The organism is Actinoallomurus soli, from assembly GCF_024055715.1.
Classification (GTDB): Bacteria; Actinomycetota; Actinomycetes; order Streptosporangiales; family Streptosporangiaceae; genus Actinoallomurus; species Actinoallomurus soli.
Map to the genome: position 1 here is coordinate 47,838 of NZ_JAMXMV010000034.1, position 21,617 is coordinate 69,454.

Here is a 21,617-nt window from a genome sequence, read left to right on the forward strand (position 1 = left end):
ACAATACACCGACAGTGACGGGCACCATAGCCCCTGTGACGAATTCGGTTTCCGTGCTCGCCGCCGGGTCGGCCGGCACGGTCGAGACGCGGTATCTCGATCTCCCGGAGCCGGTGCGACTCGACTGCGGGCGTGAGCTGCACCCGGTCCGCGTGGCGTACGAGACCTACGGCGTCCTGTCCCCCGAGCGCGACAACGTCATCCTGGTGTGCCACGCGCTCAGCGGTGACGCCCACGCGGCGGGCCTCGCGAAGGCGCCGTCCGAGAAGAGCACACGCGACGGGTTCGGAGCCGAGGATCGCGACGGGCCGGACGTGAAGGGCCTCGGCTGGTGGGACGGGATGATCGGCCCCGGCAAGGCGTTCGACACCGATCGCTTCTTCGTCGTCGCCACGAACCTGCTCGGCGGATGCGGCGGGACGACGGGGCCGTCGTCCGTGGACCCGGCGACGGGCCGGCCGTACGGGCCGGACTTCCCCGTCATCACCGTCGCGGACATGGTGCGCACCCAGCGGGCGTTCCTCGACGCACTCGGCATCGAGCGGCTCGCGGCGGTGGCCGGAGGCTCGCTCGGCGGCATGCAGGCCCTCGAATGGGCGATCCTGTTCCCCGACCAGGTCGACGCCGTCGTGGTGATCGCCAGCACGCACGCGCTGCACCCGCAGGGGGTCGCCTGGAACGCGATCGCGCGTGAGGCGATCATGCGCGACCCGGCCTGGCAGGGCGGCCGGTACCACGGAACGGGCCGCGCGCCCGACGCCGGGATGGGCGTGGCGCGGATGGTCGGCCACGTGACGTACCTGTCCGCACCGGCGCTGGAGGACAAGTTCGGCCGGCGGCTGCAGTACGCCGATGACCTCCGCTACACGATCACGGACGCGGAGTTCGCGGTCGAGAGCTACCTGCGCCACCAGGCCGGCTCGTTCGTCAAGCGCTTCGATGCCAACACCTACCTCTACACCTCGCGCGCGCTGACCTACTTCGACCTCGCGCGCCAGTACGGCGGCGGATCGCTCGAGCGGGCGCTCCAGGGCGTCTCGGCACGGACGCTGCTGATCGCGTTCAGCTCCGACTGGCTGTACCCGCCGTCCGCGTCGAGGGAGATCGAGGAGGCGCTCCTGGCCCTCGGCAAGCCGGTCGAGTGCCACGTGATCGACGCACCGTACGGCCACGACTGCTTCCTGCTGGAAGAGGCGCGGCAGACACCCATCATCCGCCGGTTCCTGAGTGACCCCCGTCCGGCCCACGGCGGGGCCGGATGACGTCGAGGAAGAGACCTTCGTGACCGACAACCCTCCCCCCGCCGAAGAGGCCCGCGCGTTCGGGTTCGAGACACGGCAGCTGCATGCCGGGCAACGGCCCGACCCGAACACGGGCGCGCGTGCGGTGCCGATCTTCCAGACGTCCAGCTACGTGTTCGAGGATCCCGAGTCCGCGGCGGCGTACTTCAACCTGCAGGAGTACGGGAACACCTACTCGCGCATCATGAACCCGACCGTCGCGGTGTTCGAGGAGCGCGTGGCCAACCTCGAAGGCGGCTGCGGCGCGGTGGCGTTCGCCAGCGGCATCGCCGCGCAGGCCGCCGCGCTCTTCACGCTGCTCGAGCCGGGCGACCACGTCGTCTCGTCGTCGGCGCTCTACGGCGGCACGGTGAACCAGCTCAAGCACCTGCTGCGCAAGATGAGCGTGGAGCTGACGTGGGTCGATCCCGACGACCCGGACGCCTGGCGCCAGGCGGTCCGCCCGAACACGAAGGCGTTCTTCGGTGAGACCATCGGCAACCCCGCCGGGAACGTACTCGACATCGCGACCGTGGCGGCGGTCGCGCACGAGCACGACCTGCCGCTCATCGTGGACAACACGTTCGCGACGCCGTACCTGTGCCGCCCGATCGAGTGGGGCGCCGACATCGTGATCCACTCGGCGACCAAGTTCATCGGCGGCCACGGCACGAGCATCGGCGGCGTCGTCGTCGAGGCCGGAACGTTCGACTGGTCCAACGGCCGCTTCCCCGTGGTCGCGGACCCGTCACCGGCCTACCACGGCCTGCGGTTCCACGAGACGTTCGGGACGTACGGCTACCTGATGAAGCTCCGGGCCGAGACGCTGCGCGATCTCGGTGCGGCCCTCTCGCCGTTCAACGCCTTCCTGTTCCTGCAGGGCCTCGAGACGCTGTCGCTGCGGATGGACCGCCACGTCGAGAACGCCCGGGCGGTCGCGGCGTTCCTGGAGTCGCACCCGCTGGCGTCGAACGTGACGTATCCCGGTCTGCCGGCGAGCCGGTACCGGCCGCTCGTGGACAAGTACCTGCCGCGCGGCGCCGGCGCGGTCTTCTCGTTCGACTGCGCCGGCGGCCGAGCCGGCGGGACGGCCCTCATCCGCGCCTTGACCCTCTGGTCCCACCTGGCGAACGTCGGGGACGCCAAGAGCCTGGTCATCCACCCCGCCAGCACGACGCACCGGCAGCTCGGCGACGACGAGTTGCGCGCCGCCGGCGTCGGGCCGGGCACGGTGCGCCTGTCGGTCGGCACCGAGTCCGTCGACGACCTGATCTGGGACCTGGAACAGGGCTTCGCGCATGCCGCCGCGGCGGCGGGAGAGAAGGGGGCGACGGCATGACCGGGCGAAGCGAGGAAACCGACGAGCACGGCATCGATCTCGCGCGGTACCAGGACGCCTCGGCGATCCAGCGCATCCTCCACACGGCCAGGACGATCGCCGTCGTGGGCCTTTCGGGCAACGAGCTGCGGGCCAGCCACTTCGTCGGCTACTACCTCAAGCGACACGGCTACCGTGTGATCCCCGTGAATCCCCGCGAGACGCGGATCCTCGGAGAGACGTGCTACGCGTGCCTGTCCGACGTTCCCGTGCCGGTGGACGTCGTGAACGTCTTCCGCGCGCCGGACGCACTGCCGGCGATCGCGCGGGAGGCCGTGGCGATCGGCGCCGGGGCCCTCTGGTGCCAGTTCGGCGTGGTCAACGAGGAGGGCGCGCGGATCGCCGAGGACGGCGGCGTGACGGTGGTCATGGATCGCTGTCTCAAGATCGAGCATGCGCGCTACGCAGGCCGGATGCACTGGCTCGGCTTCAACACGCAGCGCATCACGTCAGTCCGCGCAGGGCTCCAGTAGTCGAATCGTCAGGGGCGGCAATGTCCGCCCACCCAGTGCAGGATCGTCACATAGCTGGTGCCGTAGCCGGTGAGATCGAAGGGTCTGTGCTGCCGGAGGCTGTTCTCCAGGCCGGCGTACACGGTGGCGACGTCTGAGCTGATGTCGGCCGGGGCCTCGCCGGTCATCCTCTTCCAGATCGCCAATTGCCGGGAGGCCGACAAGGGATTGTCGTCGTTGGAGTCCACGGCCATGGACTTCGCGGCATCGGCGCAGAACGCCGCCACAGACGCACCGCCGGCTCCCGGGCGCACGGAGGAGGTGGACGCCGACGGGCTCGCCGCCGCGGTCGAGGGATCGGCAGCCGTTGTGGATCCAGCACCCGTTCCCGTACTGGTCGATGTGCCGGCGCTGGTCGGTGAGGTGGGTTTTCCCGCCGATCCACCGCACCCGGAAAGTATCGTCATCATGCTGATCATGAAAACCGCCACCACCGACGGCCGAATATCCATGCCGCCCTCCCCTTGCATCGGCCCATCATTTCGCGTCGACCGCCCCGACATTCGTTCGCATGGCACGTCCGAAGCGATCGGGTTCAGGGATCATGGAGTTGTGTTCTGCCACACTGTTACGCGCAGCTTGACCCAGAACGGCTGCGTTGCACTCGCGTCCAGAACCTTGAGGCCGATCATTCTTCCTGTCGCGCTGATACAGAAGGCGGTGCCGGGCGTACTCTTCACTTGATCGGCGAGCCTGTTGGTGGTCCTGCACGCCTGATACGTAGGAGTGCTTCCGCCGGAGAGCTGGAAGAGCCTGTTACCGCTACCGGCTCCGAACCCCTGGCCCTCGGCGCCCTCCCAGAGGTCCCCGCTCTCGCCTTGTACGAGCTGGTCCTGCCCCGGTGCCGCGGGGCCGAGGGGAGCACCGACCCCGGCCGGCATCGTGAAGTCGTAGGCGCCCAGCCGGGCACCGTTCGCCGTCGAGGGAGTGTCGCCGCCATCGGGCTGCTGAGACGGCCTCACTCCGCCGGCCGCCTTCGTCTCGGTCACCGTGACGGTCGGCTGCGGCCCCGCTTTGTCCGCCGTCGCATGACCGGCGAAGAATCCTGCGCCCGTCAGCGCCACCAAAGCGGCACCGATGGCGGATATCCATGCCGGACCGAGTTCGAAGAAGCGCTCTAAGGCGCTTTTCTCCGGCCCTTTGCCACTCGTGCTCATGACCGTCCACGCCCCCGTACTCGCTCTACGCGGCGACATGCCCCGTTGGAACAGTCATGTTCCCAGCCTCATCCGGGGAGCGGTAGCCCTACGGTGTATCTATTCCATTACCGGTCGCGAAGCTGAGCCCGATTCTCATTCCGGACTCACCCGAAACACCGTTCAGCATGGTTCCTCTGATCGCGTATCCGGAAGTCGCGCGGCGCAACCGGCCGCTCGGCGTCCCGGAGCAGGGGGACGGAATGTCGGTGGCGGTCGGTACGTTCGCGGCATGTTCCGACAGGGAGACCTTCTCATCGTGCCCGTGCCCGACGACGCCGTTCCCGCCGAGGCGCAGGCGCTGCCGCCGGCGGAGCGCGACGGCCGCGGGCGGCTGGTCCTCGCGCTCGGCGAGGTGACGGGGCACGCGCACGCGGTCGTCGCGCCCGGCGCGCTGCTGCGCGACCCCGACCCGATGCGCCCGGACTATCTGCACCTGCCGTCCGGGGGCCGACTCGTCCACGAGGAGCATGCGGCGATCGCGCTGCCCAAGGGCTGGTTCCGGGTCGTCCGCCAGCGCGAGTACATACCCGGCGCGGTGCGTCCCGTCGCCGACTGAGCAGGTCAGGAAGGTTCCCATGAACACGCTGGTGACGCGGGACTGGCGGTCGGTGGCCTTCGCCACCGGTCCGGCCGATCGGGAGCGTGCCGAGGCGGGCATCCGCGCGGCGTACGCCGCGGCCGGGCTGACCGGTCCGGAGCGCTTCGTCTGGGCGCCGTCGCCCGCCTTCGGCGCGGTCGCGGCCGTGCTGCTGGACGATCCGGGGCATGCGGAGACATTGCGGCAGGGCGGCCTGGGCGATCAGGTGGATCGGGTCGGTGCCGCGTTGGGCACCGCGGATGCCGGGCGTTCGGTGCGTGACGCCGTGCGCACCCGGCCGTGGGAGGCGGCGCGGACCGCGGCCCGGGCCGGGCTGAGCGCGCAGGAGTGGTCGGCGGCGTGGGCGCGCACCGGCGGTGACCTCTGGCGGCAGGTCGACGGGCTGGTCATCCGGATCCGCCGGGGGCTCGGCGAGCTGGCGACCGGCGAGGCCGAGGCGCTGCTGCGGGAGGCGACCCTCGACGCGGTGCTCGGGCAGCACGACGCGCCGTGGCTGGCGCTGTTCGACGCGGTCGGCGGGCTGGAGGGTCTGGCGGGGCCGGCCGAGGCGGCGCGCGCGGCCGGCTGGTGGTGGCCGTACGAGCGACTCGTGATCGTCTGCGACCGTCCGTCGGAGCTCCATCGGGACGAGCCGGGCCGGCTACACCGCGGCGACGGTCCCGCGCTGAGCTACCCGGACGGTTTCGCGCTGCACGCCTGGCGTGGCATGCCGATCCCCGCCGACTTCATCGGCACCCTCACGGGGCTGACGGCGGAGCGGATCGCGGCGGAGGAGAACGCCGAGCTGCGCCGGGTGATGCTGGAGAACTTCGGGTACGACCGCTACCTCGCGGAGACCGGCGCGCGGCCGCTCCACCGCGACGAGACCGGCGTGCTCTGGCGGATCGACCTGCCCGGCGACGAGCCCGTCGTCATGGTGGAGGTCGTCAACGCGACCCCGGAGCCGGACGGCACGAGCCGGACATACCATCTTCGGGTCCCACCGGGCACCCGCACCGCGCGGGAGGGCGTGGCCTGGACGTTCGGCCTCACCGAGCAGGACTACCGGCCGGTCAGGCAGACGTGAGCGGTGCCGCACCCGTGCGGTGCGGCGCCCACCACGGGCCGGCCGGGATCCGCTCGAGGACACCGCCGGCGAAGACGTCGTCCAGGCCGAGCGGCTCGAGGTGGACGTAGCCGATGTGGCAGTCGCAGACCGCCAGCGGGCAGGGCCGGGGGCGCAACGCGGCGCGGAACGAGCCGTCGTAGAGGTTGCCGAGGACCTCCGGGACGAAGTGGCAGCGGCGCACCGTCCCGTCACCGTCGACGGAGATGACGCTGTCCCCGGTCCGGCAGGGCAGGCCCCGGCTGGCGTGCGGGTGCCGGCTGTAGCCGAACAGCGGGTCGATGGCGGCCCACTCGGCGGCCTCGGCGTCGGAGTAGGCGTGCCCCTCGGCGGCGTTGACCCACAGGTAGGTCTCCGCCGGCAGGTCGGCCCGGAGCCGGCGGGCGTGCGGCAGGTGGTCGGGCAGCCCGACGATGCCCACGCTGTGCCGTACGCCTCGCTCGGTGAGTTCGCGGCATCTGCCGAGGAAGCGCTCGTACCGCACCTGACCGGGATGGTACGTCGCCCACAGCGCGAGCGTGGACGGGTCCGCGTCGGCGGTCCAGTCCAGGCGGGCGCTGAGATTGGTCTGGATCGCGACGCGCTCCACGTGCGGCAGGTGGCTGAGCCCGGTCAGGGCCCGGCGGTACCAGGACCGGACGAGTCCCTCGCCCCAGGGCGTGAACAGGACCGAGACGCCGTGGGACTGCGCCGCCACCCAGGCGGTGAAGCGTTCGAGGGCGGCGCGGTCGGCGCGCAGCTGTTCCGGGGTGTCGCGCCGCTTGGCGAACGGGCAGTACGGGCAGTCGTAGTCGCAGCTCGCGAGGGGGCCGCGGTACAGGATCGTCAGGTGGTCCATCAGCGCGCCTCGTAGGCGTCCATGAGCGTCCGCACCCTCGGCGAGAACAGCGCCGGGCCGATCGCGTCGGAGTAGGCCAGGCCGTCCGGCGTGAGCCGGATGACCTCGGTCCGATCGTCGAGCCAGCCCCGGTCCGCCAGGGCCGTCAGTTCGGCGGCGAAGTCGGCGGCCGGGTCCGTGCCGAACCGCCGCCGGTAGTCCGCCCGCCGCAGACCGGACGCCTGCAGCAGGGACTGGAGGAGGTGACGGCGGCGCCGCTCGTCGTCGTCCAGCACGAAGCCGACGCGCGCGTCTCCGAACTCGCGGGTCCGTACGTACTCGTCGATGATGCCGCGCACGGCGCTCGCCCCGACGGCGTACTCGAAGGAGTAGTGCAGTTCCGTCGTGTAGGACCGGGCGCCGCAGCCCAGGCCGACCATGCCGTCGGTCTGGCAGCAGTACGTGGTGCCGTCGTCGCCCGTGCCGGCGGACGGCCGCCGGAACATGCGCATCGACACCTGCTCGTAGCCGAGCCCGAGCAGGTGGTCGCGGCCGATGCGGTACAGCTCCAGCCGCTGGTCGTCCCAGCTCCTGCCCTGCCGGCCGAGCCCGGTGAGCGGCCGGACGTACAGCGGGTAGAGGTACAGCTCCTCCGGTTCCCAGGACAGCGCCGCGTCGAGCGAGGAGAGCCAGGACTCGGGGGTCTGGCCGTCGATGCCGTAGATCAGGTCGATGTTGAGCGTGTCGAAGCCGGTGGCGCGGATGCGGTCCAGCGCGGACTCGACCTCGGCGCGCTTCTGCGGGCGTACCGCGGCGCGGGCCTCGGCGTCGACGAAGCTCTGCACTCCGATCGAGACGCGGGTGGTCCCGCGTTCGGCGAGGACCGTCAGCCGGTCGGTGGTCGCGGTCGCCGGTGACGTCTCGACGCTGAGCGGGATCCGCGTGAGATCCGCGAAGCGCCCGGCGAGGTCGCAGAGGCGGTCCAGCTCCGCCGCCGTCAGATAGGTGGGCGTGCCGCCGCCGAACGCGGCGGTGGCGAAGGTCGCCTTGCCCAGAGCGTCGCCTACGGCGTCCGCCTGGCGTTCCAGCGCGTCCAGGTAGGCGGTCGTCAGCTCCTCGGGCGCGCCCGTACGGGTGAACAGGTTGCAGAAGCCGCAGCGCATCTCGCAGAACGGCACGTGCAGGTAGAGGAACAGCGCGTCGCGTCGCTCGTCCGCCCAGACGTCGGACAGCCGGGGACGCGGGGTGAGCGGCCGGTAAGCCGTCTTGTGCGGATACGCGTAGACGTATCCCTGGTACGGGCGGGTCAGGTCCGGGGGCGCGGATGTGGTCGGCGAGGTCATGACAACAGGAACTCCGCGTATGGCACGGTCCACACGATCTCATGGCCGAAACGGTGGCCCGTATGGCCGTCCTCGCCGTACGCGGTGCCGTGGTCGGAGCAGATGATGACGAAGCAGGGACGGCGCATCAGGTCGAAGAGGGCGCCGATGTGCCGGTCGACGTATTCGAGCGCCGCCGCGTGGGTGGCCCGCGAGTCCTGCCCGCGCTCGGCGCCGGCCGCGTAGAACCAGTTCGGCTGGTGCAGCGAGGACACGTTGACCAGCATGAAGAGCCTCCGGTCGGCCGGGAGGCCCGCGACCACGCGCTCGGCACGGGCGATCTGGTGCTCCAGCGACCTCGGGTCGGTCACGCCGAACTCCGGCTCCCAGTGGCTCTCGGCGAACAGGCCGGGCAGGGCCGAGCCGAGCGGGCCGCGCTTGTTGAAGAACCCCACGCCGCCGATGCAGACCGTGTGGTACCCGGCCTGGGCCAGCCCGGCCGGCAGGTCCGCGGCGTCGTACACCCACGTGCCGGGCTCCGTCGTCTCGCTGCTGGCGAAGCGAGCCGCGAAGAGCCGTGGATGCGGGCCGGGCCGGGCCGGGGTCGGCAGGAATCCCGCGAGGAAGGCCGCGTGCGCCGCGTAGGTGAAGCTGCCCGGCGTGTGCCGTCGCTCCCACCTGCCCTCCGGCAGCACCGCCGCCAGGGTGGGCGTTCGTCCGGCCGCCATCGACTCCACTGCGACGTCGTACCGCAACGTGTCCAGGGTGACCAGCAGCAGATCGTGGTCGCCCACGATGGCGTTCATGTCGCGCATGCCGGAACCCTCGTGGTCAGGGCGGCGGCGACCTGGGCGGCGTAGGTGTCCAGGCCCTCGGCGGGGCCGTCCGGCAGGCCGGTCAGGCCCGGCAGCAGGTCGCCGAACGCGTTGACCTCCGCCACCGCCGGACGCCGGCGGCCGGCGCCGATGAGCAGGTCGACACCGACCATGAGGCTGCCGGGGAAGCACGCCGCCGCCTCCGCGCAGATCTCGATCGCCCGCCGCCAGCCGGACTCGCCGAGCAGCTCGCGCACCGCGCGCAGGTCCCCGCGTGCCCCGCCGAGATGCAGGTTCGTCATCGGGTGGCGGCTGGTGCGGACGACCGCGTGCGTCGGGCTCCCCGCGACCACCACCACGCGCAGGTCGAACACGCGGCCGCCGATCGACGCCTTGGGCAGCCAGGCCTCGACGTGCAGTCCGTCCGGAGCCAGCGCGTCGACGAGCGCCGCGACCTCGCGCTCGCTCTCGTACGAGCGGACGCGCAGCGAGTTGTGGAACTCTCCGTGGGCGTCGCGGGCCGCGGAGGTGACCGCCTTGATCCGGCCGGGGGCCACCTGCAGGGCGACGACCCCGGAGGCCGACGATCCGTGCGCCGGCTTGACGAACACCCGGCTCCGGCCGGTCTCCGCCATGCGGACGCGCAGTTCGTCGTAGCCGCGTACGGCCGGCAGCGCCGGCGGCACCGGCACGCCCGCCGCGCTGAGACGCGCGTGGCAGCGGCGCTTGTCGAACATCACCGCGATCTCGCCCGCGTCGCCGAGCATCCGCGCCTCGCCGGCGGCGGCCGTGATCCGCCGGAGTCCGGCGGTGAAGGCCGCGTACCACCGCGCGGACCCGGTGACGCGCGCGGGATCTCCCGGTCCGCGCAGCAGCGCGGCGGTTTCCGGGTCCTCTCCGGGAGAGTCGATGCGCAGGAACGTGCCCGGCTCGACGTGGATCCGGCTCCCCCGCAGCACGTCGCGCCAGTCGATGACACGCGGCTCGGGCAGGCCACGGCCGCGGCAGGCGGCGGCGAACAGCGCCGCCCGCCGGCCGCCCGGAACGGCGACCACGGTGAAGGCCGCCTCCGGCGTCACTCGTCGACCGCCACGTAGCGCTCGTCGTCCTCGGCCTTCTCCTGCTCGCTCAGGTCGACCTCGACGCCGGGAAGCGCGGCCCGGACCCGTTCGACCATCCGGTCGCTGAGGAAGTGATGGTGCAGGTCGAGCCGCTTCAGGTGGGTGAGCGGCTGACCGGACAGCAACGCCTCCGCGCCCTCGTCCGTCAGGATGCCCATCGCCAGGCTCAGCGACTCCAGCCGGGCCACGACGGGCGCGCTCGCGACCGCCGCCGCGATCTCGTCCTGGATCTCGCTGTCCTCCAGCCCGAGATGCCGCAGCGCGGGCAGCCGCTCTCCGCTCAGGACAGGGGCGAGGTCGGCCACGCCGGCGTTGCCGCCGTAGTTCTCGACGCCGAGCCAGAGGTCGAGGTGTTCGAGGTTCGGCAGGTCGCTGGCGGCCACCGCCCGCACCACATCCGCGGGCAGGCCGCCCGACTCCATCCGCAGCACGGTCAGCGCCTCGCTCTTGATCGGGTCCATGGCGAGCCCGGTGCCGCCGCGCACCTCCAGACGCCGCAGGCCGGGGAACGCCGTGAACAGCGGCGTGATGTCGGACTGCTCGATCCAGGAGATCTCCGCCTCCTCCGCCTCGATGTCCCCGAGGAACAGCGCGCGCAGCTTCGGCAGCCGGCCGGCCGCCTCGACCAGCAGGTCCACCGGGTCGACCTCACCCGAGTCGTACGAGGCGCCCCAGTAGCCGATGACCAGGGCGGTCACCTGGGAGCCGTCGACCTGTCCGAGGAAGCGCTCGAACACCTCCTCGAACGCGGCCTCTTCGAACGCGGTGCCGATCCGCCAGGCGGCGGACGCCGCCGGCGGGAGCGGCTCCCCCGCTTCCTCGGCCAGCAGGAGATCGACGACCGGAAGGCCGTCGAATTCCGAGAGATGGTCGTCTATGAACACAGCCGGAGACCTTTCCTCATGGATGACCCGACACATCTACCAGAGGGGGAAGACACTCGGCTGTCCGTTCGCGCGGAAACCGTTCGCCGCGGTCCCGAGGGCGGGGTTCCTCCCGGGAACCATTCCGTCAGTGACGCCCCAAACCGTACTGCGCAACCTATTGCAACGATGCAGTGGCCCAGGCTACCGTCTTGCAACGTTGCAGTAACGCGGTCGACCAGCCGCCGAAACCAAGGTCTGCTTCGCCGGAGCGCGGAAATCCCGTCCCGGTCCGGCAGCACGGGTCGCGAAAGGCCGCTGCGTTCTCAGGCAGCCGTATCACAGGCCCTTGAACACTCCACCGAGCTCCACGAAGTCCTGAGGTGACATGGGAATGACGCAGGGTTACGCAGGCGGCGGATTCCGTAGCGCCGGGAGGCGCCCACGGCGGCTGATCGGTCTGGCGGCCACCGCGGTGGCGGCGGTTCTGCTGACCGCGTGCGGCAGCGGATCGGACACCCCGCCACCGGGATCGGCCACCGGTCAGGCGGCAGGCGCCGGCTGCGCCGCGGGCGCCGTACCGCTGACCTTCTGGGGATGGCCGGCCGGCTACGACCTCGCGGTCAAGGAATTCAACACGACGCATCCGGGCATCTGCGTGAAGCTGGAGAACGCCGGCGCCACGACCGCCGAGTACGTCAAGCTCAGCGACGCCCTCAAGGCGAAGAGCGGCACCCCCGACGTGGCCACGATCGAGTACTTCGAGGTGCCGTCCTTCGAGATCACGAACAGTCTCGTCGACCTGTCGAAGTACGGCGTCGGCGCGGCGAAGAAGGACGTGGCCCCGGTGGCCTGGGCCCAGGTCACCCGCGGATCGGCGCAGTACGCGATGCCGGTCGATCTCGGCCCGATGGCCCTCTACTACAACTCCAAGGCGTTCGGCCGCCACGGCATCCCGGTACCGGCGACCTGGACCGAGTTCGCCGCGGCGGCGGACAAGTTGCACGCCGCGGACCCGAAGGCGGCGATCACCAACTTCGACCCGGAGAGCACCCAGGACGTGCTCGCGTTGATGCAGCAGTACAACGCCTTCCCGTTCACCTACGGCGGTGGACGCAAGCTCGGCATCAACTTCACCGGGCCGGCCCAGACGGCCTTCGCCGAGTACTGGCAGAAACTGATCGACAAGAAGGAGGTCACCACCGCCGCCGACTTCTCACCGGCGCAGTGGTCCAACCTCGACAGCGGCGTGAACGCGGCCCGTCTCAGTCCGGCCTGGGGACCGGTGGGGATGCAGCTCAACGTCAAGAAGACCATCGGTGATTGGCGCGCCGCCCCGCTGCCGCAGGTCACGGCCGGCCAGAACCTGTCGGGCAACTGGGGAGGCTCGGCGCTCGCCGTGATCGCCGGGACCGAACACGCCAAGGAGGCGGCGCAGTTCGTCCAGTGGTTCGGCGCCTCGCAGGACTCGTGGAAGATCCTCAGCGGCAAGGTCGCCGGCGCGTTCCCCGGTTATCTCCCGCTGCTGAACTCCCCCACGTTCCAGGACTCCACGCTGGAGATCTCCGGCGATTCCAAACCGAACGCGGTCTTCGCCAAGGCCGCGCAGAACATGGTGAACCCGCAGTGGCCCCCGATCATGACCGCGGCGCTGACCCAGTGGACCTCCACCTTCGCGGGGGTCAGCAAGGGCACCGAGACGCTGCCGGAGGCTTTCAGGACCTACCAGCAGCAGATGGTCAAGTACGCGAAGGACCAGGGATTCACGGTCACCGAGGGCTGAGGATCAGCACGTGAAAACCGCCCAGCGCGCATCCGCTCTCCACGAACCGGCGAGTCCGGTGGTTCCGCCGCGCAGGACCCGGCCGGCCCGCGGCTCACGGCGGAGCCAGTGGCCCGGTGCCGTGTTCATCACACCGCACATGCTGGCGCTCGCCCTGTTCATGATCGTCCCGACGGTCTACGCCGTCTACGACAGCCTCCACCGGACCCGGCTGATCGGCGGCACGACATACTCCGGACTCGCCAATTACCGCACCGTACTGAGCTCATCGCAGTTCTGGGACGGCGTGCAGCGGGTGCTGCTGTTCGGAGTGATCCAGGTCCCGGTGACGATCGCCATCGCGTTCTTCTTCGCCGCGATCTTCGATGCCGGTGTCGTCAAGTTCGACAGGTTCTTCCGCACCGTGTTCTTCATGCCGTTCGCGGTGCCCGGGGTCGTCGCGGCGATGATGTGGTCGTTCCTGCTGCTCCCCCACTTCGGCCCGTATCCCCAGCTCCTGAAGGCCGTCGGGCTGGGGGACGTCGACTTCTTCTCCTCCGGACTGATCACGCCGACGATCATTCTCATCGTGATCTGGGAATGGACGGGCTACAACATGACCATCCTCTACACGTCGTTGAAGGCGATTCCCCGGGAGGTCACCGAGGCGGCCATCACGGACGGAGCGCGGCTCTCGACCATCATCCTGCGCCTGAAACTGCCGATGGTGCGCCCCGCGATCATCATGCTGCTGTTCCTCAACACGGTCGGGGCCCTTCAGCTGTTCACCGAGCCGTCCATCCTGGCCGCGTTCCAGCCGCAGGCGGTGTCCTTCGGCTTCACCCCCACCCTCTTCGTGTACAACACCGCGGTGGGCAGCGGGGACTACAACCTCGGTGCGGCGGCGGCGGTCATCCTCGCGCTGCTCATCGGTGTCCTCTCGCTCGCCGCCTTCGCGGTGCGCCGGCGCAACGGGGAGTTCCGGTGAGCCCGCGGCGGAACACGGAGAGGAGGGCGACCGCCTCGACGCGAGAACCGCGCCGGCGCCCCGGCGGAATCTCGCCCCGCCTGTACGGTCTCCCGCGGGGGACCACCACACTCCTGACGCTCATCAGCGCGGCATTCGCGCTGTTCATCCTGGCGCCGCTGGTCTGGCTGCTGATCAACTCCACCAAGACGCAGGTGAACGTGTACGTGACGCCGGGATTCTGGTTCGCCCGGCCGTTCCGGCTGTTCCAGAATTTGGCCGACCTCGGCAGGAACGTCAGTGGCGCCGGGGTCTACCTGCGATGGCTGGGCAACACCCTGCTCTACGCCGGAATCGCCGGCATCGGCTCGACGATCCTGTCGGCGATGGCCGGCTACGGTTTCTCCCGTTACCGGTTCCGCGGCGCCAACAGCATCTTCTACCTGGTGATGTCGACCCTCCTGGTGCCGGTCAGCGCGATCTCCCTGCCGCTGTTCCTGGTGTACGCCAAGGTCGGCCTGGTCAATTCGATCTGGGGCATGATCCTGCCCAGCATGGTCTCGCCGGTGGGCATCTACCTGATGCGGACCTACATCGACGCGTCGGTCCCCCGTGACCTGCTCGATGCCGCTCGCCTCGACGGTGCGGGCGAACTACGCGTCTTCGTGCGCATCGCGCTGCCGCTGACCGTCCCCGGCCTGGTGACCGTCCTGCTGTTGACGGTCGTGACCGTCTGGAACAACTACTTCCTGCCGCTGGTCATCTTCAGCCGGAACAGCCTCTATCCGCTCACCGTCGGCCTGTCGGCCCTGTCCCAGGGGGCCGAAACAGGCACGAAGGCCAACATGGTCCCGGTGCTCATCACCGGCGGACTGGTCACGATCCTGCCGCTCATCGTCCTGTTCCTGCTGCTGGAAAGGTATTTCCGCGGTGGCGCGCTGCAGGGCAGCATGACCGGCTGAGTCCCGCCTCACCCGAAGACCTGATTCAACGCTTCCATATCTTGGAGAAGAAATGTCGTTGGTCCGCCCAGAATACCCCCGCCCTCATTTCGACCGCTCGCATACGTGGCTGAGCCTTAACGGATCGTGGGAATTCGCCACCGACCCGGCTGGGACGGCCACCGTCGAGGAGTTGTCGCATGAGGATCGTGCGTGGCCTTCGCGGATCACCGTGCCGTTCGCCTGGGAGACCGAGGCGTCGGGCCTGGGAGTCCATTGGCTGGAGTACGGGTGGTACCGCAGGACGATCACGATTCCGGAGGAGTGGAGCGGTCAGCGGGTCGTCCTGCACTTCGGCGCCGTCCACCACTCGGCCGTCGTTTGGGTGAACGGCACGCGGGTCGGTGAGCACGAGGGCGGCTATACGCCTTTCGAGTTCGACATCACCGACACGCTGGACGGTCTGTCCGCCACCGTGCTGGTCCGGGTGTGGGCGCCGGTGGACAAGCGGGAGATCGTCCATGGGAAGCAGCGCAGTATCCCGCGTGACGACTACGACTCGTGCGCCTTCACGCCCAGCAGCGGCATCTGGCAGTCGGTGTGGCTGGAGGCGCGCCCGGCGACGTACGTATCGGCACTCGCGCTCGCTCCGTCGGACACCCTCGACGGGATCGTGGCGAACGTCACGGCCGCGGGCCCGTCGCTGAGCGGTGCCCGGCTCACCGTGTCCGTCGACGGGGGGCGGCCGGTGACGACCGAACTCGACGACGGTACGGTGCGGGTGCACCTGCGGATTCAGGATCCCCGCCTGTGGAGCCCGGCCGATCCCCATCTCTACACGGTCACCGTGACGCTCGAATCCGCGGACGGCACCGATCGCGTCGCGTCGCAGACCGGCCTTCGGCGGGTGACGGCCGACGGTGAGCACATCCTGCTCAACGACGAGCGCCTGTACGTGAGAGGCGTCCTCGACCAGGGCTACTGGCCTCGTACCGGTCTGACGGCCCCGGACGACCAGGCGTTCGTCACCGACCTCGAACTCGCCCGGGAGGCCGGCTTCAACCTGGTTCGTAAGCACCTGAAGCTGGAGGACCCGCGCTTCCTCCATCACGCCGATCGCCTCGGCATGCTGGTGTGGGCCGAGCCCGCCAGCACCGGCGTCTTCACACCTGCGGCCGTGGCCAGGTTCGAGGCCCAGATCGAGCCGATGGTCCGCCGTGACGGGAACCATCCCAGCGTCGTCATCTGGGGCCTGTACAACGAGGAGTGGGGCCTGGACTGGGACGTCCCCGGCGACCCGGACAAGCAGGCGGCGGTCCGCCGCGCGTACGAGTCGCTGAAGAACCTGGACCCCTCACGTCCCGTCGTGGACAACTCCGGCTGGTCGCATGTCGCCACCGACCTCGTGGACTGGCACATCTACGACGAGACACCGGCCGGCTGGGCGACCAAGGTCCACGCGCTGCTGGCGGAACGCCGGCCCGCCTTCCCGGTCGGGCTCGGGCCCGGAATGACCGTGGACAAACTGCTGATGGCCGACGGCGGCCCGTCCTCCGGACGGCCCAATCTCAACAGCGAGTTCGGCGGGGGGTGGACCAGCGTCGAGCGCGGCTGGAACCTGCGCTGGCAGACCCTGGAACTGCGCCGGCACGACGACCTGTCCGGCTACGTGTGGACCGAACTGTACGACATCGAACACGAGATGGCGGGCGTCTACGCCTTCGACCGGAGCCGTAAGGACGGCGGCGGGAACGCTCCGGACCTCGTCAACGCCGAGACCGTCCTCCTCGTCGACATCGACCCGCGTGCTCCGGGACGGGACCTGGTGGTCGGCGACGACCGGACGGTGGACGTCGGTGTCCGGATATCCCACCACGGGTCCTCGGCGATCGAGGCGGTGGTCGTGCCCGTCTGGGGCGCGGTGCTCGGCGACTGCGACGCCGCGGCCGCGTCGCGTGCCGTCGGCGCGACTCCCCCGGCCGACCCGGTCAAGGTGCACCCTTTCCGGCTCAGTGCGCCTTTCCGTGTCGTCGACCGATTGCCCGACGGCGTACGGGCGGCTCGGCTGCACCTTCTGATCGTGTCGGCGGACGAGGTCGTCGGGCGCTGCTTCGTCGATGTCGGTATCGACGCCGCTCTGGACGCCGCGGCCCGGGCCACCACGTGATCCGGGAAACGGGATTCCGCCGAATCCCGCGTTAGCGGAGATCAGGGCCGTCCGCCGACCGCCGGGTCCCGGCGGACGGCCCCGGATTCCGCAATTCCTGGGACGGCGCCTATGCATCGTGGCAATAGGCTGGCATCCGATGTTCTAAGATTCACACCATTCTCGAAGGAAGTGCTATGACCAAAGCTCGCCTTCGAGACGTAGCCGCCCGCGCGGGAGTCTCGATTCGTACGGTATCCAACGTCGTCAACGGATATGCGCCGGTCTCGGACGAGACGCGGCTCCGGGTCGAGGCGGCGGTGGCCGAGCTGGGATACCGGCCGAATCTCCTCGCTCGCAATCTCAAACGGGGCCGTACCGGGATGCTGGCGCTGGTCGTTCCCGAACTGGACGTGCCCTATTTCGCGGAACTCGCCAGAGCGGTCGTCACCGAGGCGCGCCGGCACGGATACACCGTGGTGATCGATCAGACCGACGGCGAGCCGGATCGCGAGCGCGAACTCATCATGGGGGCGAGCGCCGCATTGTTCGACGGCGTCATCCTCAGTCCGCTCGCGCTGTCACAGGCGGATCTCGCCCTGCGGGACACCACGAGCCCGCTCGTTCTGCTCGGCGAGCGGATCGCCGAAAGCCCCTATGACCATGTCGCCATCGACAACGTCGCCGCTTCGCGCGCGGCCACCGAGCACCTCATCGATATCGGCCGCACCCGGATCGCCGCGATGGGCGACCAGCCTTATGAGACCGGCGAGACGGCCCAACTGCGCACGCGCGGCTATCGCGAGGCCCATGCGGCCCGAGGCCGCGCTCTCGACGAATCGCTGATCATCAGTACGCGCCGGTTCCATCGATCCGACGGCGCACGGGCCATGGCGGCCCTGCTCGATCATCCCGGCGGGCCTCCCGACGCCGTCTTCTGCTACAACGACCTGCTGGCCCTCGGCGCCCTGCGGACCCTCCTCACCCGCGGGTTGCGCATTCCTGAGGACGTGGCCGTCGCCGGCTTCGACGACATCGAGGAGAGCCGCTACAGCACGCCCTCGCTCACCACCGTCTCACCCGACAAGGAACAGATCGCGCGGCTCGCCGTGGACCGGCTGATCGCACGGCTCGGCGATCGGTCGGATGAGCGGCCCGCGGAGCTATGGGCGCCGCACCGGCTGGTCCCCCGCGAGAGCACGGGGAGCTGAGCGGAGGCCGCGGCGACGTCCGCCGCACCCGCGTCGTGTTCATCCGCGCCGCTCGGTGCGCCGCGAGAGCCGGGGCGCGGGTCAGCTCAGGTCCCAGCCGATCGGGCGGGTTCCCGCGTCGCGCCGGACCAGGATGACGTAGTCGACGTCGGCGGGCCGGTCGAAGTGGACGACGGTCTTGAAGGTCCTGTCCGGCTGCTTCGGGTCGGTCACGCCGGCGCCGACCCTGGCCTCCACGATCTGGTGGGTGCCGTCGCCGTGATGGGCGGCGATGCGCACCTCTCCGATCGGCTGCGGCTCGACCCCCAGCTCGGGGATGGCCAGGGTGTTGTCGTAGACCAGGCCGATCGCCGTGGGGAATCCCCGGGGGAAGGAGATCTCCACCTCGCTGCCTCTTCCGGCCGGCAGCTGTCCTCCGTACGGCATGTCCTCCTCCTGCCGCCCGCCCCCTCCGGCGGGCTCGACGATGGTGAGCCGTCCGACGTTCGCGTGCCCTGCCCGGCGGAGACGCCGGCGCCCCGGAGCATCTCAGCCCTGCCAGCAGGAGTCGCCGCCCGCGGCGACCGGTACACGGGCGTCCGCCCATGCGGGGTCTCCGAATCCGATGACGTCGGACAGGCGGCGGCCCCGGACCGCGCACCAGCCGTTCATGGTGTTGAACTCGATGGTGACGATCGTCCCGTTGCGGTCGTCCTGCAGGACCGCGCCCACATGTTCCGGCGCGCCGGAGCGGTCGAAATCGAAGAAGACGATCCGGCCACGGGCGGCACCGGCCGTCCAGCGCCCGATGTCCTGCCAGTGCCGCCACCAGGACGGCACCCACGCCCACTCGCGCCGTGCGCCGCCGAGCACCGGGAGCTGGCCGGTGCGCCAGGCGCACCAGAGCAGGCCCATCGCGCAGAAGTCGCCGTCCCGGAAAGCGGGATCGCCGACGAGCCCGGCGAACCATTCGCCGTACTTCGAGCTGCCGTCCGCACGTCTTCGAGGGCCGGTCTGTGTTCTGGCCATTGCCAGGAATGCTTCCCGTCCGGACATTCTCACCCTCCGCTCCTCGATGATTACCGATCGTTCAAGGGTGGGTCAGTATCCGTGCCGCCACTTCCCTTGCGCCGCGTCGATGCTTCTCCTGTCCGCACCGCCCGCCCCCTCGGAAAGAAATACGGCCGTACGGCGGCCGGTTGCACCGGGACGTGCGACGTGATCGAGAACCGCCCGGCGGCATCCACCCTCTGCTGGCGGGACGGTTCAGCCCCTACGAGTTCGACCCGTCGGCCGCCGTCGACGACCACTCCCTCGGCCTGCTGCTGGAGGCCGCGCGCTGGGCGCCGTCCGCCGGGAACTCCCAGCCCTGGGGTTTCTTCACCGGCCGGCCCGGCGAGCGGGAGCACGAGCGGGTGGTGCGCCACCTCGCGCCCAGTTCGGCCCGCTGGGCCGCGGACGCGGGCCTGCTCGTCGTCACGCTCGCACGCCGCTACGTCGACGACACGCCACTGCTCTACTCCGAGTTCGCGGACTACGACCTGGGCCAGGCCGTCGCCCACCTGACCATCCAGGCCCAGGCGATGGGGCTGGCCTCCCATCAGTTCCGCGCCTTCGACCTGGAAGGCCTCACCGAGGAGCTGCGCCCGAACCCCGGTTGGGCGATCATCTCGATGATCGCGATCGGGAGGGCCGCCGGTGAGCCACCGGAGAGCCGCGAACGGCGCGGAATCGCCGACCTGCGCTCCGCCCCCTGGTCTTCGTGAGCGCATACGTTCAGCAATAAGTCGCAGCAGGAGAACATCATTACGACGGGTGACCTGCCATTCACTCGAATGGCAGGTCACCCGTGGCGTTGAATCAGCCGACCATGCGCAGGTATGGCGCCCAGTCCGGGCTGTCCCATGCACACTTGTGGTCGACGACGGCGCCGACGCCGACGCCGACGCCGACGCCGACGCCGATCATGTCGCGGCCGGCCTGCCGGCACGACTCGGAGGTGGCGTAGATCTTCCAGAGGATCCATACGTCCTGGGTGGACGCGGGCGAGGAGGCCCGCGAAAGCACGGTGACCATGATCATCAAGACGCGGGAACGAGCTTCGTCGTCACCTGAGGGCCCCACATCCGTCGGCGTACGCCACCAGGTGCAGCGAGCCGGATGCCCCGGCCGGGAGGGCGGCGCAAGGCGGAGCCGACCGGCGCGTCGCTCAGAAGATCCGGTCGTCGCGGCGATTCCTTCTGGACGGTCTCCAGGTCGAAAAGGATGACGGACTCCGGTCCGTGCCAATCGACATCCAGGAGGAACCTTGCTGCTCGGAGACAAGAACGCGATCGTCTACGGGGCGAGCGGTGCGATCGGCGGGGCGGTCGCGCAGGCCTTCGCCAAGGAGGGAGCCCGGGTCTTCCTCGCGGGGCGTACCCGTGCCGCGCTGGAGACGGTCGCGGAGAAGATCCGGACCTCAGGCGGCGTCGCCGACGTCGCCACGGTGGACGTGCTGGATGAGGGCGCCGTGGAGGTCCACGCCGACGCGGTGGTCCGGGACGCCGGATCCATCGACGTCTCCTTCAACGCCATCAGCCTGCCTCAGACGGGCATTCAGGGCACTCGGCTCATCGATCTGCCAGCCGAAGATTTCGACCTGCCCATCAGCACCTATCCCAAGGCGAACTTCCTGACCGCCCGAGCGGCCGGGCGCCGCATGTCCGGCCAGGGATCGGGAGTGATCCTGACGATCACGGCATCTCCGTCCCGTACGGCCGTCCCGCTCATGGGAGGCATGGCTCCGGCATGGGCAGCGGTCGAATCGCTGTCCCGCGGCCTGGCCGCCGAGTTGGGACCGCAAGGCGTCCGGGTCGTCTGCCTGAACGCGGCGGGCATGCCGGACACCTCGCAGCTCACCGAGGTGTACGGCCTGCACGCCAACGCCTATGGCATCAGCCGCGACGCGTTCGAGGCCCGCATGGCGGAGCGGACGCTGCGCAAGAAGCTGCCCACCGTCGCCGAGATCGCCGACGTGGCCGTCTTCGTGGCGTCCGACCGCGCCGCCGCGATGACGGGGGCCATCGCCAACCTCAGCGGCGGCATGATCGCCGACTGACGACGTGCCCGCGCGGGCGGGTGTGGGTGCGACCGGCCGCTCCCACACCCGCCACCTTGCGTAGATCGGATCTCCGGTCCGCTGGATGCCGTCCGACCGGTCACTGCTCTACGCCGGCGCCCGGACCAGCGGCGGTCGCGCTCGGAGTGCCGCCCGCCGAACTCGACCGGAACGGCGTCCCTACGAAATGGCGCGTGCCTGCTCGGCGATCTGCGCGTACTGGCGCTCGAGCGCCTTCGCCGCACCGCGACGCAAGCTCTCGGCCATGGTCTCGGCCATGGGATCCGGGAATTTACCGACCGCGCTGGCGCATGTACGGGACGTCCGGCGAGGCTTCATTTTGCCGCGTGACGGGCTGGTTAACCTTCCGTGCTGGGACTGTAAAGCTAACGGCGGATCTGATGATCAAGAGAGAGACGCCAGATGAGCGAGACCGCCGTTGATTCCGAGTCCGTGGAGCACGACACCCAGTCGCCGGTGAGCGCGGCGAGTGACGAGCAG

The 21,617-nt window shown here is 70.1% G+C and carries 22 protein-coding genes; 13 read left to right on the plus strand and 9 right to left on the minus strand.

The annotated features are described in order from the left end of the window. The first annotated feature begins 35 nt into the window (after nucleotides 1-35). From metX to NDW01_RS40115, 3 genes are read left to right on the plus strand one after another with little or no spacing between them, the layout of a single operon-like run. Complete coding sequence (gene metX, locus NDW01_RS40105; protein WP_252829772.1) at nucleotides 36-1,262, plus strand: homoserine O-acetyltransferase MetX; 1,227 nt, start codon at nucleotides 36-38, stop codon at nucleotides 1,260-1,262. 19 nt (nucleotides 1,263-1,281) lie between these two features. Continuing rightward, nucleotides 1,282-2,619 carry an O-acetylhomoserine aminocarboxypropyltransferase/cysteine synthase family protein gene (locus NDW01_RS40110; protein WP_252829773.1) on the plus strand — a complete coding sequence of 446 codons (1,338 nt, stop codon included), beginning with the start codon at nucleotides 1,282-1,284 and terminating at the stop codon, nucleotides 2,617-2,619. Beyond that, the gene (locus NDW01_RS40115) at nucleotides 2,616-3,131 is read left to right on the plus strand and encodes a CoA-binding protein (RefSeq protein WP_252829774.1); all 516 of its coding nucleotides are present in this window, start codon (nucleotides 2,616-2,618) and stop codon (nucleotides 3,129-3,131) included. The genes NDW01_RS40110 and NDW01_RS40115 overlap by 4 nt, the downstream gene beginning before the upstream one ends. A gap of 8 nt (nucleotides 3,132-3,139) precedes the next feature. Here NDW01_RS40115 and NDW01_RS40120 read toward each other — a convergent pair whose 3' ends face one another. Then, nucleotides 3,140-3,358 carry a hypothetical protein gene (locus NDW01_RS40120; protein ID WP_252829775.1) on the minus strand — a complete coding sequence of 73 codons (219 nt, stop codon included), beginning with the start codon at nucleotides 3,356-3,358 and terminating at the stop codon, nucleotides 3,140-3,142. A gap of 4 nt (nucleotides 3,359-3,362) precedes the next feature. On the opposite strand from NDW01_RS40120, the gene NDW01_RS40125 reads away from it, so the two are divergent. The 3 genes from NDW01_RS40125 (at nucleotide 3,363) to NDW01_RS40135 (ending at nucleotide 6,033) form a co-directional block, all read left to right on the plus strand. After that, complete coding sequence (locus tag NDW01_RS40125; protein ID WP_252829776.1) at nucleotides 3,363-3,854, plus strand: hypothetical protein; 492 nt, start codon at nucleotides 3,363-3,365, stop codon at nucleotides 3,852-3,854. Between the two features lie 744 nt (nucleotides 3,855-4,598). Next, nucleotides 4,599-4,925 (plus strand): hypothetical protein, encoded by a 327-nt coding sequence (locus NDW01_RS40130; RefSeq protein WP_252829777.1) that lies wholly within the window; start codon nucleotides 4,599-4,601, stop codon nucleotides 4,923-4,925. Between the two features lie 19 nt (nucleotides 4,926-4,944). After that, on the plus strand, nucleotides 4,945-6,033 hold the full coding sequence (locus NDW01_RS40135; protein WP_252829778.1) for a DUF6745 domain-containing protein: 1,089 nt from the start codon (nucleotides 4,945-4,947) through the stop codon (nucleotides 6,031-6,033). Here NDW01_RS40135 and NDW01_RS40140 read toward each other — a convergent pair. From NDW01_RS40140 to NDW01_RS40160, 5 genes are read right to left on the minus strand one after another with little or no spacing between them, the layout of a single operon-like run. Further along, complete coding sequence (locus NDW01_RS40140) at nucleotides 6,020-6,910, minus strand: STM4011 family radical SAM protein (RefSeq protein ID WP_252829779.1); 891 nt, start codon at nucleotides 6,908-6,910, stop codon at nucleotides 6,020-6,022. The two genes, NDW01_RS40135 and NDW01_RS40140, sit on opposite strands and share 14 nt — an antisense overlap. Beyond that, complete coding sequence (locus NDW01_RS40145) at nucleotides 6,910-8,232, minus strand: STM4012 family radical SAM protein (RefSeq protein WP_252829780.1); 1,323 nt, start codon at nucleotides 8,230-8,232, stop codon at nucleotides 6,910-6,912. The genes NDW01_RS40140 and NDW01_RS40145 overlap by 1 nt, the downstream gene beginning before the upstream one ends. Then, entirely contained in the window at nucleotides 8,229-9,026 is a 798-nt protein-coding gene (locus NDW01_RS40150) for an STM4013/SEN3800 family hydrolase (protein WP_252829781.1), read from the minus strand. Before NDW01_RS40150 ends, NDW01_RS40145 begins: the two co-directional genes overlap by 4 nt. Continuing rightward, a complete protein-coding gene (locus NDW01_RS40155) occupies nucleotides 9,014-10,105 on the minus strand; it encodes an STM4014 family protein (RefSeq protein WP_252829782.1) in 1,092 nt (363 codons plus the stop codon). The genes NDW01_RS40150 and NDW01_RS40155 overlap by 13 nt, the downstream gene beginning before the upstream one ends. Beyond that, the gene (locus NDW01_RS40160) at nucleotides 10,102-11,031 is read right to left on the minus strand and encodes an STM4015 family protein (RefSeq protein WP_252829783.1); all 930 of its coding nucleotides are present in this window, start codon (nucleotides 11,029-11,031) and stop codon (nucleotides 10,102-10,104) included. The genes NDW01_RS40155 and NDW01_RS40160 overlap by 4 nt, the downstream gene beginning before the upstream one ends. A 373-nt stretch (nucleotides 11,032-11,404) precedes the next feature. On the opposite strand from NDW01_RS40160, the gene NDW01_RS40165 reads away from it, so the two are divergent. The 5 genes from NDW01_RS40165 (at nucleotide 11,405) to NDW01_RS40185 (ending at nucleotide 18,037) form a co-directional block, all read left to right on the plus strand. Continuing rightward, nucleotides 11,405-12,793 (plus strand): type 2 periplasmic-binding domain-containing protein, encoded by a 1,389-nt coding sequence (locus NDW01_RS40165; RefSeq protein WP_252829784.1) that lies wholly within the window; start codon nucleotides 11,405-11,407, stop codon nucleotides 12,791-12,793. Nucleotides 12,794-12,932: 139 nt separating this feature from the next. Beyond that, nucleotides 12,933-13,760, plus strand: a complete 828-nt coding sequence (locus NDW01_RS40170) for a carbohydrate ABC transporter permease (protein WP_252829785.1) — start codon at nucleotides 12,933-12,935, stop codon at nucleotides 13,758-13,760. Further along, nucleotides 13,757-14,701, plus strand: coding sequence for a carbohydrate ABC transporter permease (locus NDW01_RS44140; RefSeq protein ID WP_252829786.1), 945 nt, complete (start codon nucleotides 13,757-13,759; stop codon nucleotides 14,699-14,701). Before NDW01_RS40170 ends, NDW01_RS44140 begins: the two co-directional genes overlap by 4 nt. A gap of 52 nt (nucleotides 14,702-14,753) precedes the next feature. Further along, nucleotides 14,754-16,847, plus strand: a complete 2,094-nt coding sequence (locus NDW01_RS40180) for a glycoside hydrolase family 2 protein (protein ID WP_256514333.1) — start codon at nucleotides 14,754-14,756, stop codon at nucleotides 16,845-16,847. A gap of 176 nt (nucleotides 16,848-17,023) precedes the next feature. Next, entirely contained in the window at nucleotides 17,024-18,037 is a 1,014-nt protein-coding gene (locus NDW01_RS40185) for a LacI family DNA-binding transcriptional regulator (protein WP_252829788.1), read from the plus strand. Between the two features lie 81 nt (nucleotides 18,038-18,118). Here NDW01_RS40185 and NDW01_RS40190 read toward each other — a convergent pair whose 3' ends face one another. Both NDW01_RS40190 and NDW01_RS40195 read right to left on the minus strand, forming a co-directional pair. Further along, a complete protein-coding gene (locus NDW01_RS40190; protein ID WP_252829789.1) occupies nucleotides 18,119-18,463 on the minus strand; it encodes a hypothetical protein in 345 nt (114 codons plus the stop codon). Nucleotides 18,464-18,565: 102 nt separating this feature from the next. After that, a complete protein-coding gene (locus NDW01_RS40195) occupies nucleotides 18,566-19,045 on the minus strand; it encodes a hypothetical protein (RefSeq protein WP_252829790.1) in 480 nt (159 codons plus the stop codon). A gap of 182 nt (nucleotides 19,046-19,227) precedes the next feature. Here NDW01_RS40195 and NDW01_RS40200 point away from each other — a divergent pair, with 182 nt between their 5' ends. Further along, the gene (locus NDW01_RS40200; RefSeq protein WP_252829791.1) at nucleotides 19,228-19,782 is read left to right on the plus strand and encodes a nitroreductase family protein; all 555 of its coding nucleotides are present in this window, start codon (nucleotides 19,228-19,230) and stop codon (nucleotides 19,780-19,782) included. 94 nt (nucleotides 19,783-19,876) lie between these two features. Here NDW01_RS40200 and NDW01_RS40205 read toward each other — a convergent pair whose 3' ends face one another. Next, complete coding sequence (locus tag NDW01_RS40205) at nucleotides 19,877-20,083, minus strand: hypothetical protein (protein ID WP_252829792.1); 207 nt, start codon at nucleotides 20,081-20,083, stop codon at nucleotides 19,877-19,879. Nucleotides 20,084-20,324: 241 nt separating this feature from the next. Between NDW01_RS40205 and NDW01_RS40210 the strand changes: the two genes are divergently transcribed. Then, nucleotides 20,325-21,116 carry an SDR family NAD(P)-dependent oxidoreductase gene (locus tag NDW01_RS40210; protein WP_252829793.1) on the plus strand — a complete coding sequence of 264 codons (792 nt, stop codon included), beginning with the start codon at nucleotides 20,325-20,327 and terminating at the stop codon, nucleotides 21,114-21,116. Nucleotides 21,117-21,617: the final 501 nt, after the last annotated feature.

Excerpts from the sequence above, each read along its gene's own strand:
- NDW01_RS40180 (WP_256514333.1), top strand. The coding sequence starts at position 14,754 with ATGTCGTTGGTCCGCCCAGAATACCCCCGCCCTCATTTCGACCGCTCG.
- NDW01_RS40130 (WP_252829777.1), top strand. The coding sequence starts at position 4,599 with ATGTTCCGACAGGGAGACCTTCTCATCGTGCCCGTGCCCGACGACGCC.
- NDW01_RS40145 (WP_252829780.1), bottom strand. The coding sequence starts at position 8,232 with ATGACCTCGCCGACCACATCCGCGCCCCCGGACCTGACCCGCCCGTAC.
- NDW01_RS40170 (WP_252829785.1), top strand. The coding sequence starts at position 12,933 with ATGCTGGCGCTCGCCCTGTTCATGATCGTCCCGACGGTCTACGCCGTC.
- NDW01_RS40190 (WP_252829789.1), bottom strand. The coding sequence starts at position 18,463 with ATGCCGTACGGAGGACAGCTGCCGGCCGGAAGAGGCAGCGAGGTGGAG.
- NDW01_RS40165 (WP_252829784.1), top strand. The coding sequence starts at position 11,405 with ATGACGCAGGGTTACGCAGGCGGCGGATTCCGTAGCGCCGGGAGGCGC.
- NDW01_RS40115 (WP_252829774.1), top strand. The coding sequence starts at position 2,616 with ATGACCGGGCGAAGCGAGGAAACCGACGAGCACGGCATCGATCTCGCG.
- NDW01_RS40125 (WP_252829776.1), top strand. The coding sequence starts at position 3,363 with ATGGACTTCGCGGCATCGGCGCAGAACGCCGCCACAGACGCACCGCCG.
- NDW01_RS40185 (WP_252829788.1), top strand. The coding sequence starts at position 17,024 with ATGACCAAAGCTCGCCTTCGAGACGTAGCCGCCCGCGCGGGAGTCTCG.
- NDW01_RS40150 (WP_252829781.1), bottom strand. The coding sequence starts at position 9,026 with ATGCGCGACATGAACGCCATCGTGGGCGACCACGATCTGCTGCTGGTC.
- NDW01_RS40195 (WP_252829790.1), bottom strand. The coding sequence starts at position 19,045 with ATGGCCAGAACACAGACCGGCCCTCGAAGACGTGCGGACGGCAGCTCG.
- NDW01_RS40140 (WP_252829779.1), bottom strand. The coding sequence starts at position 6,910 with ATGGACCACCTGACGATCCTGTACCGCGGCCCCCTCGCGAGCTGCGAC.
- NDW01_RS40135 (WP_252829778.1), top strand. The coding sequence starts at position 4,945 with ATGAACACGCTGGTGACGCGGGACTGGCGGTCGGTGGCCTTCGCCACC.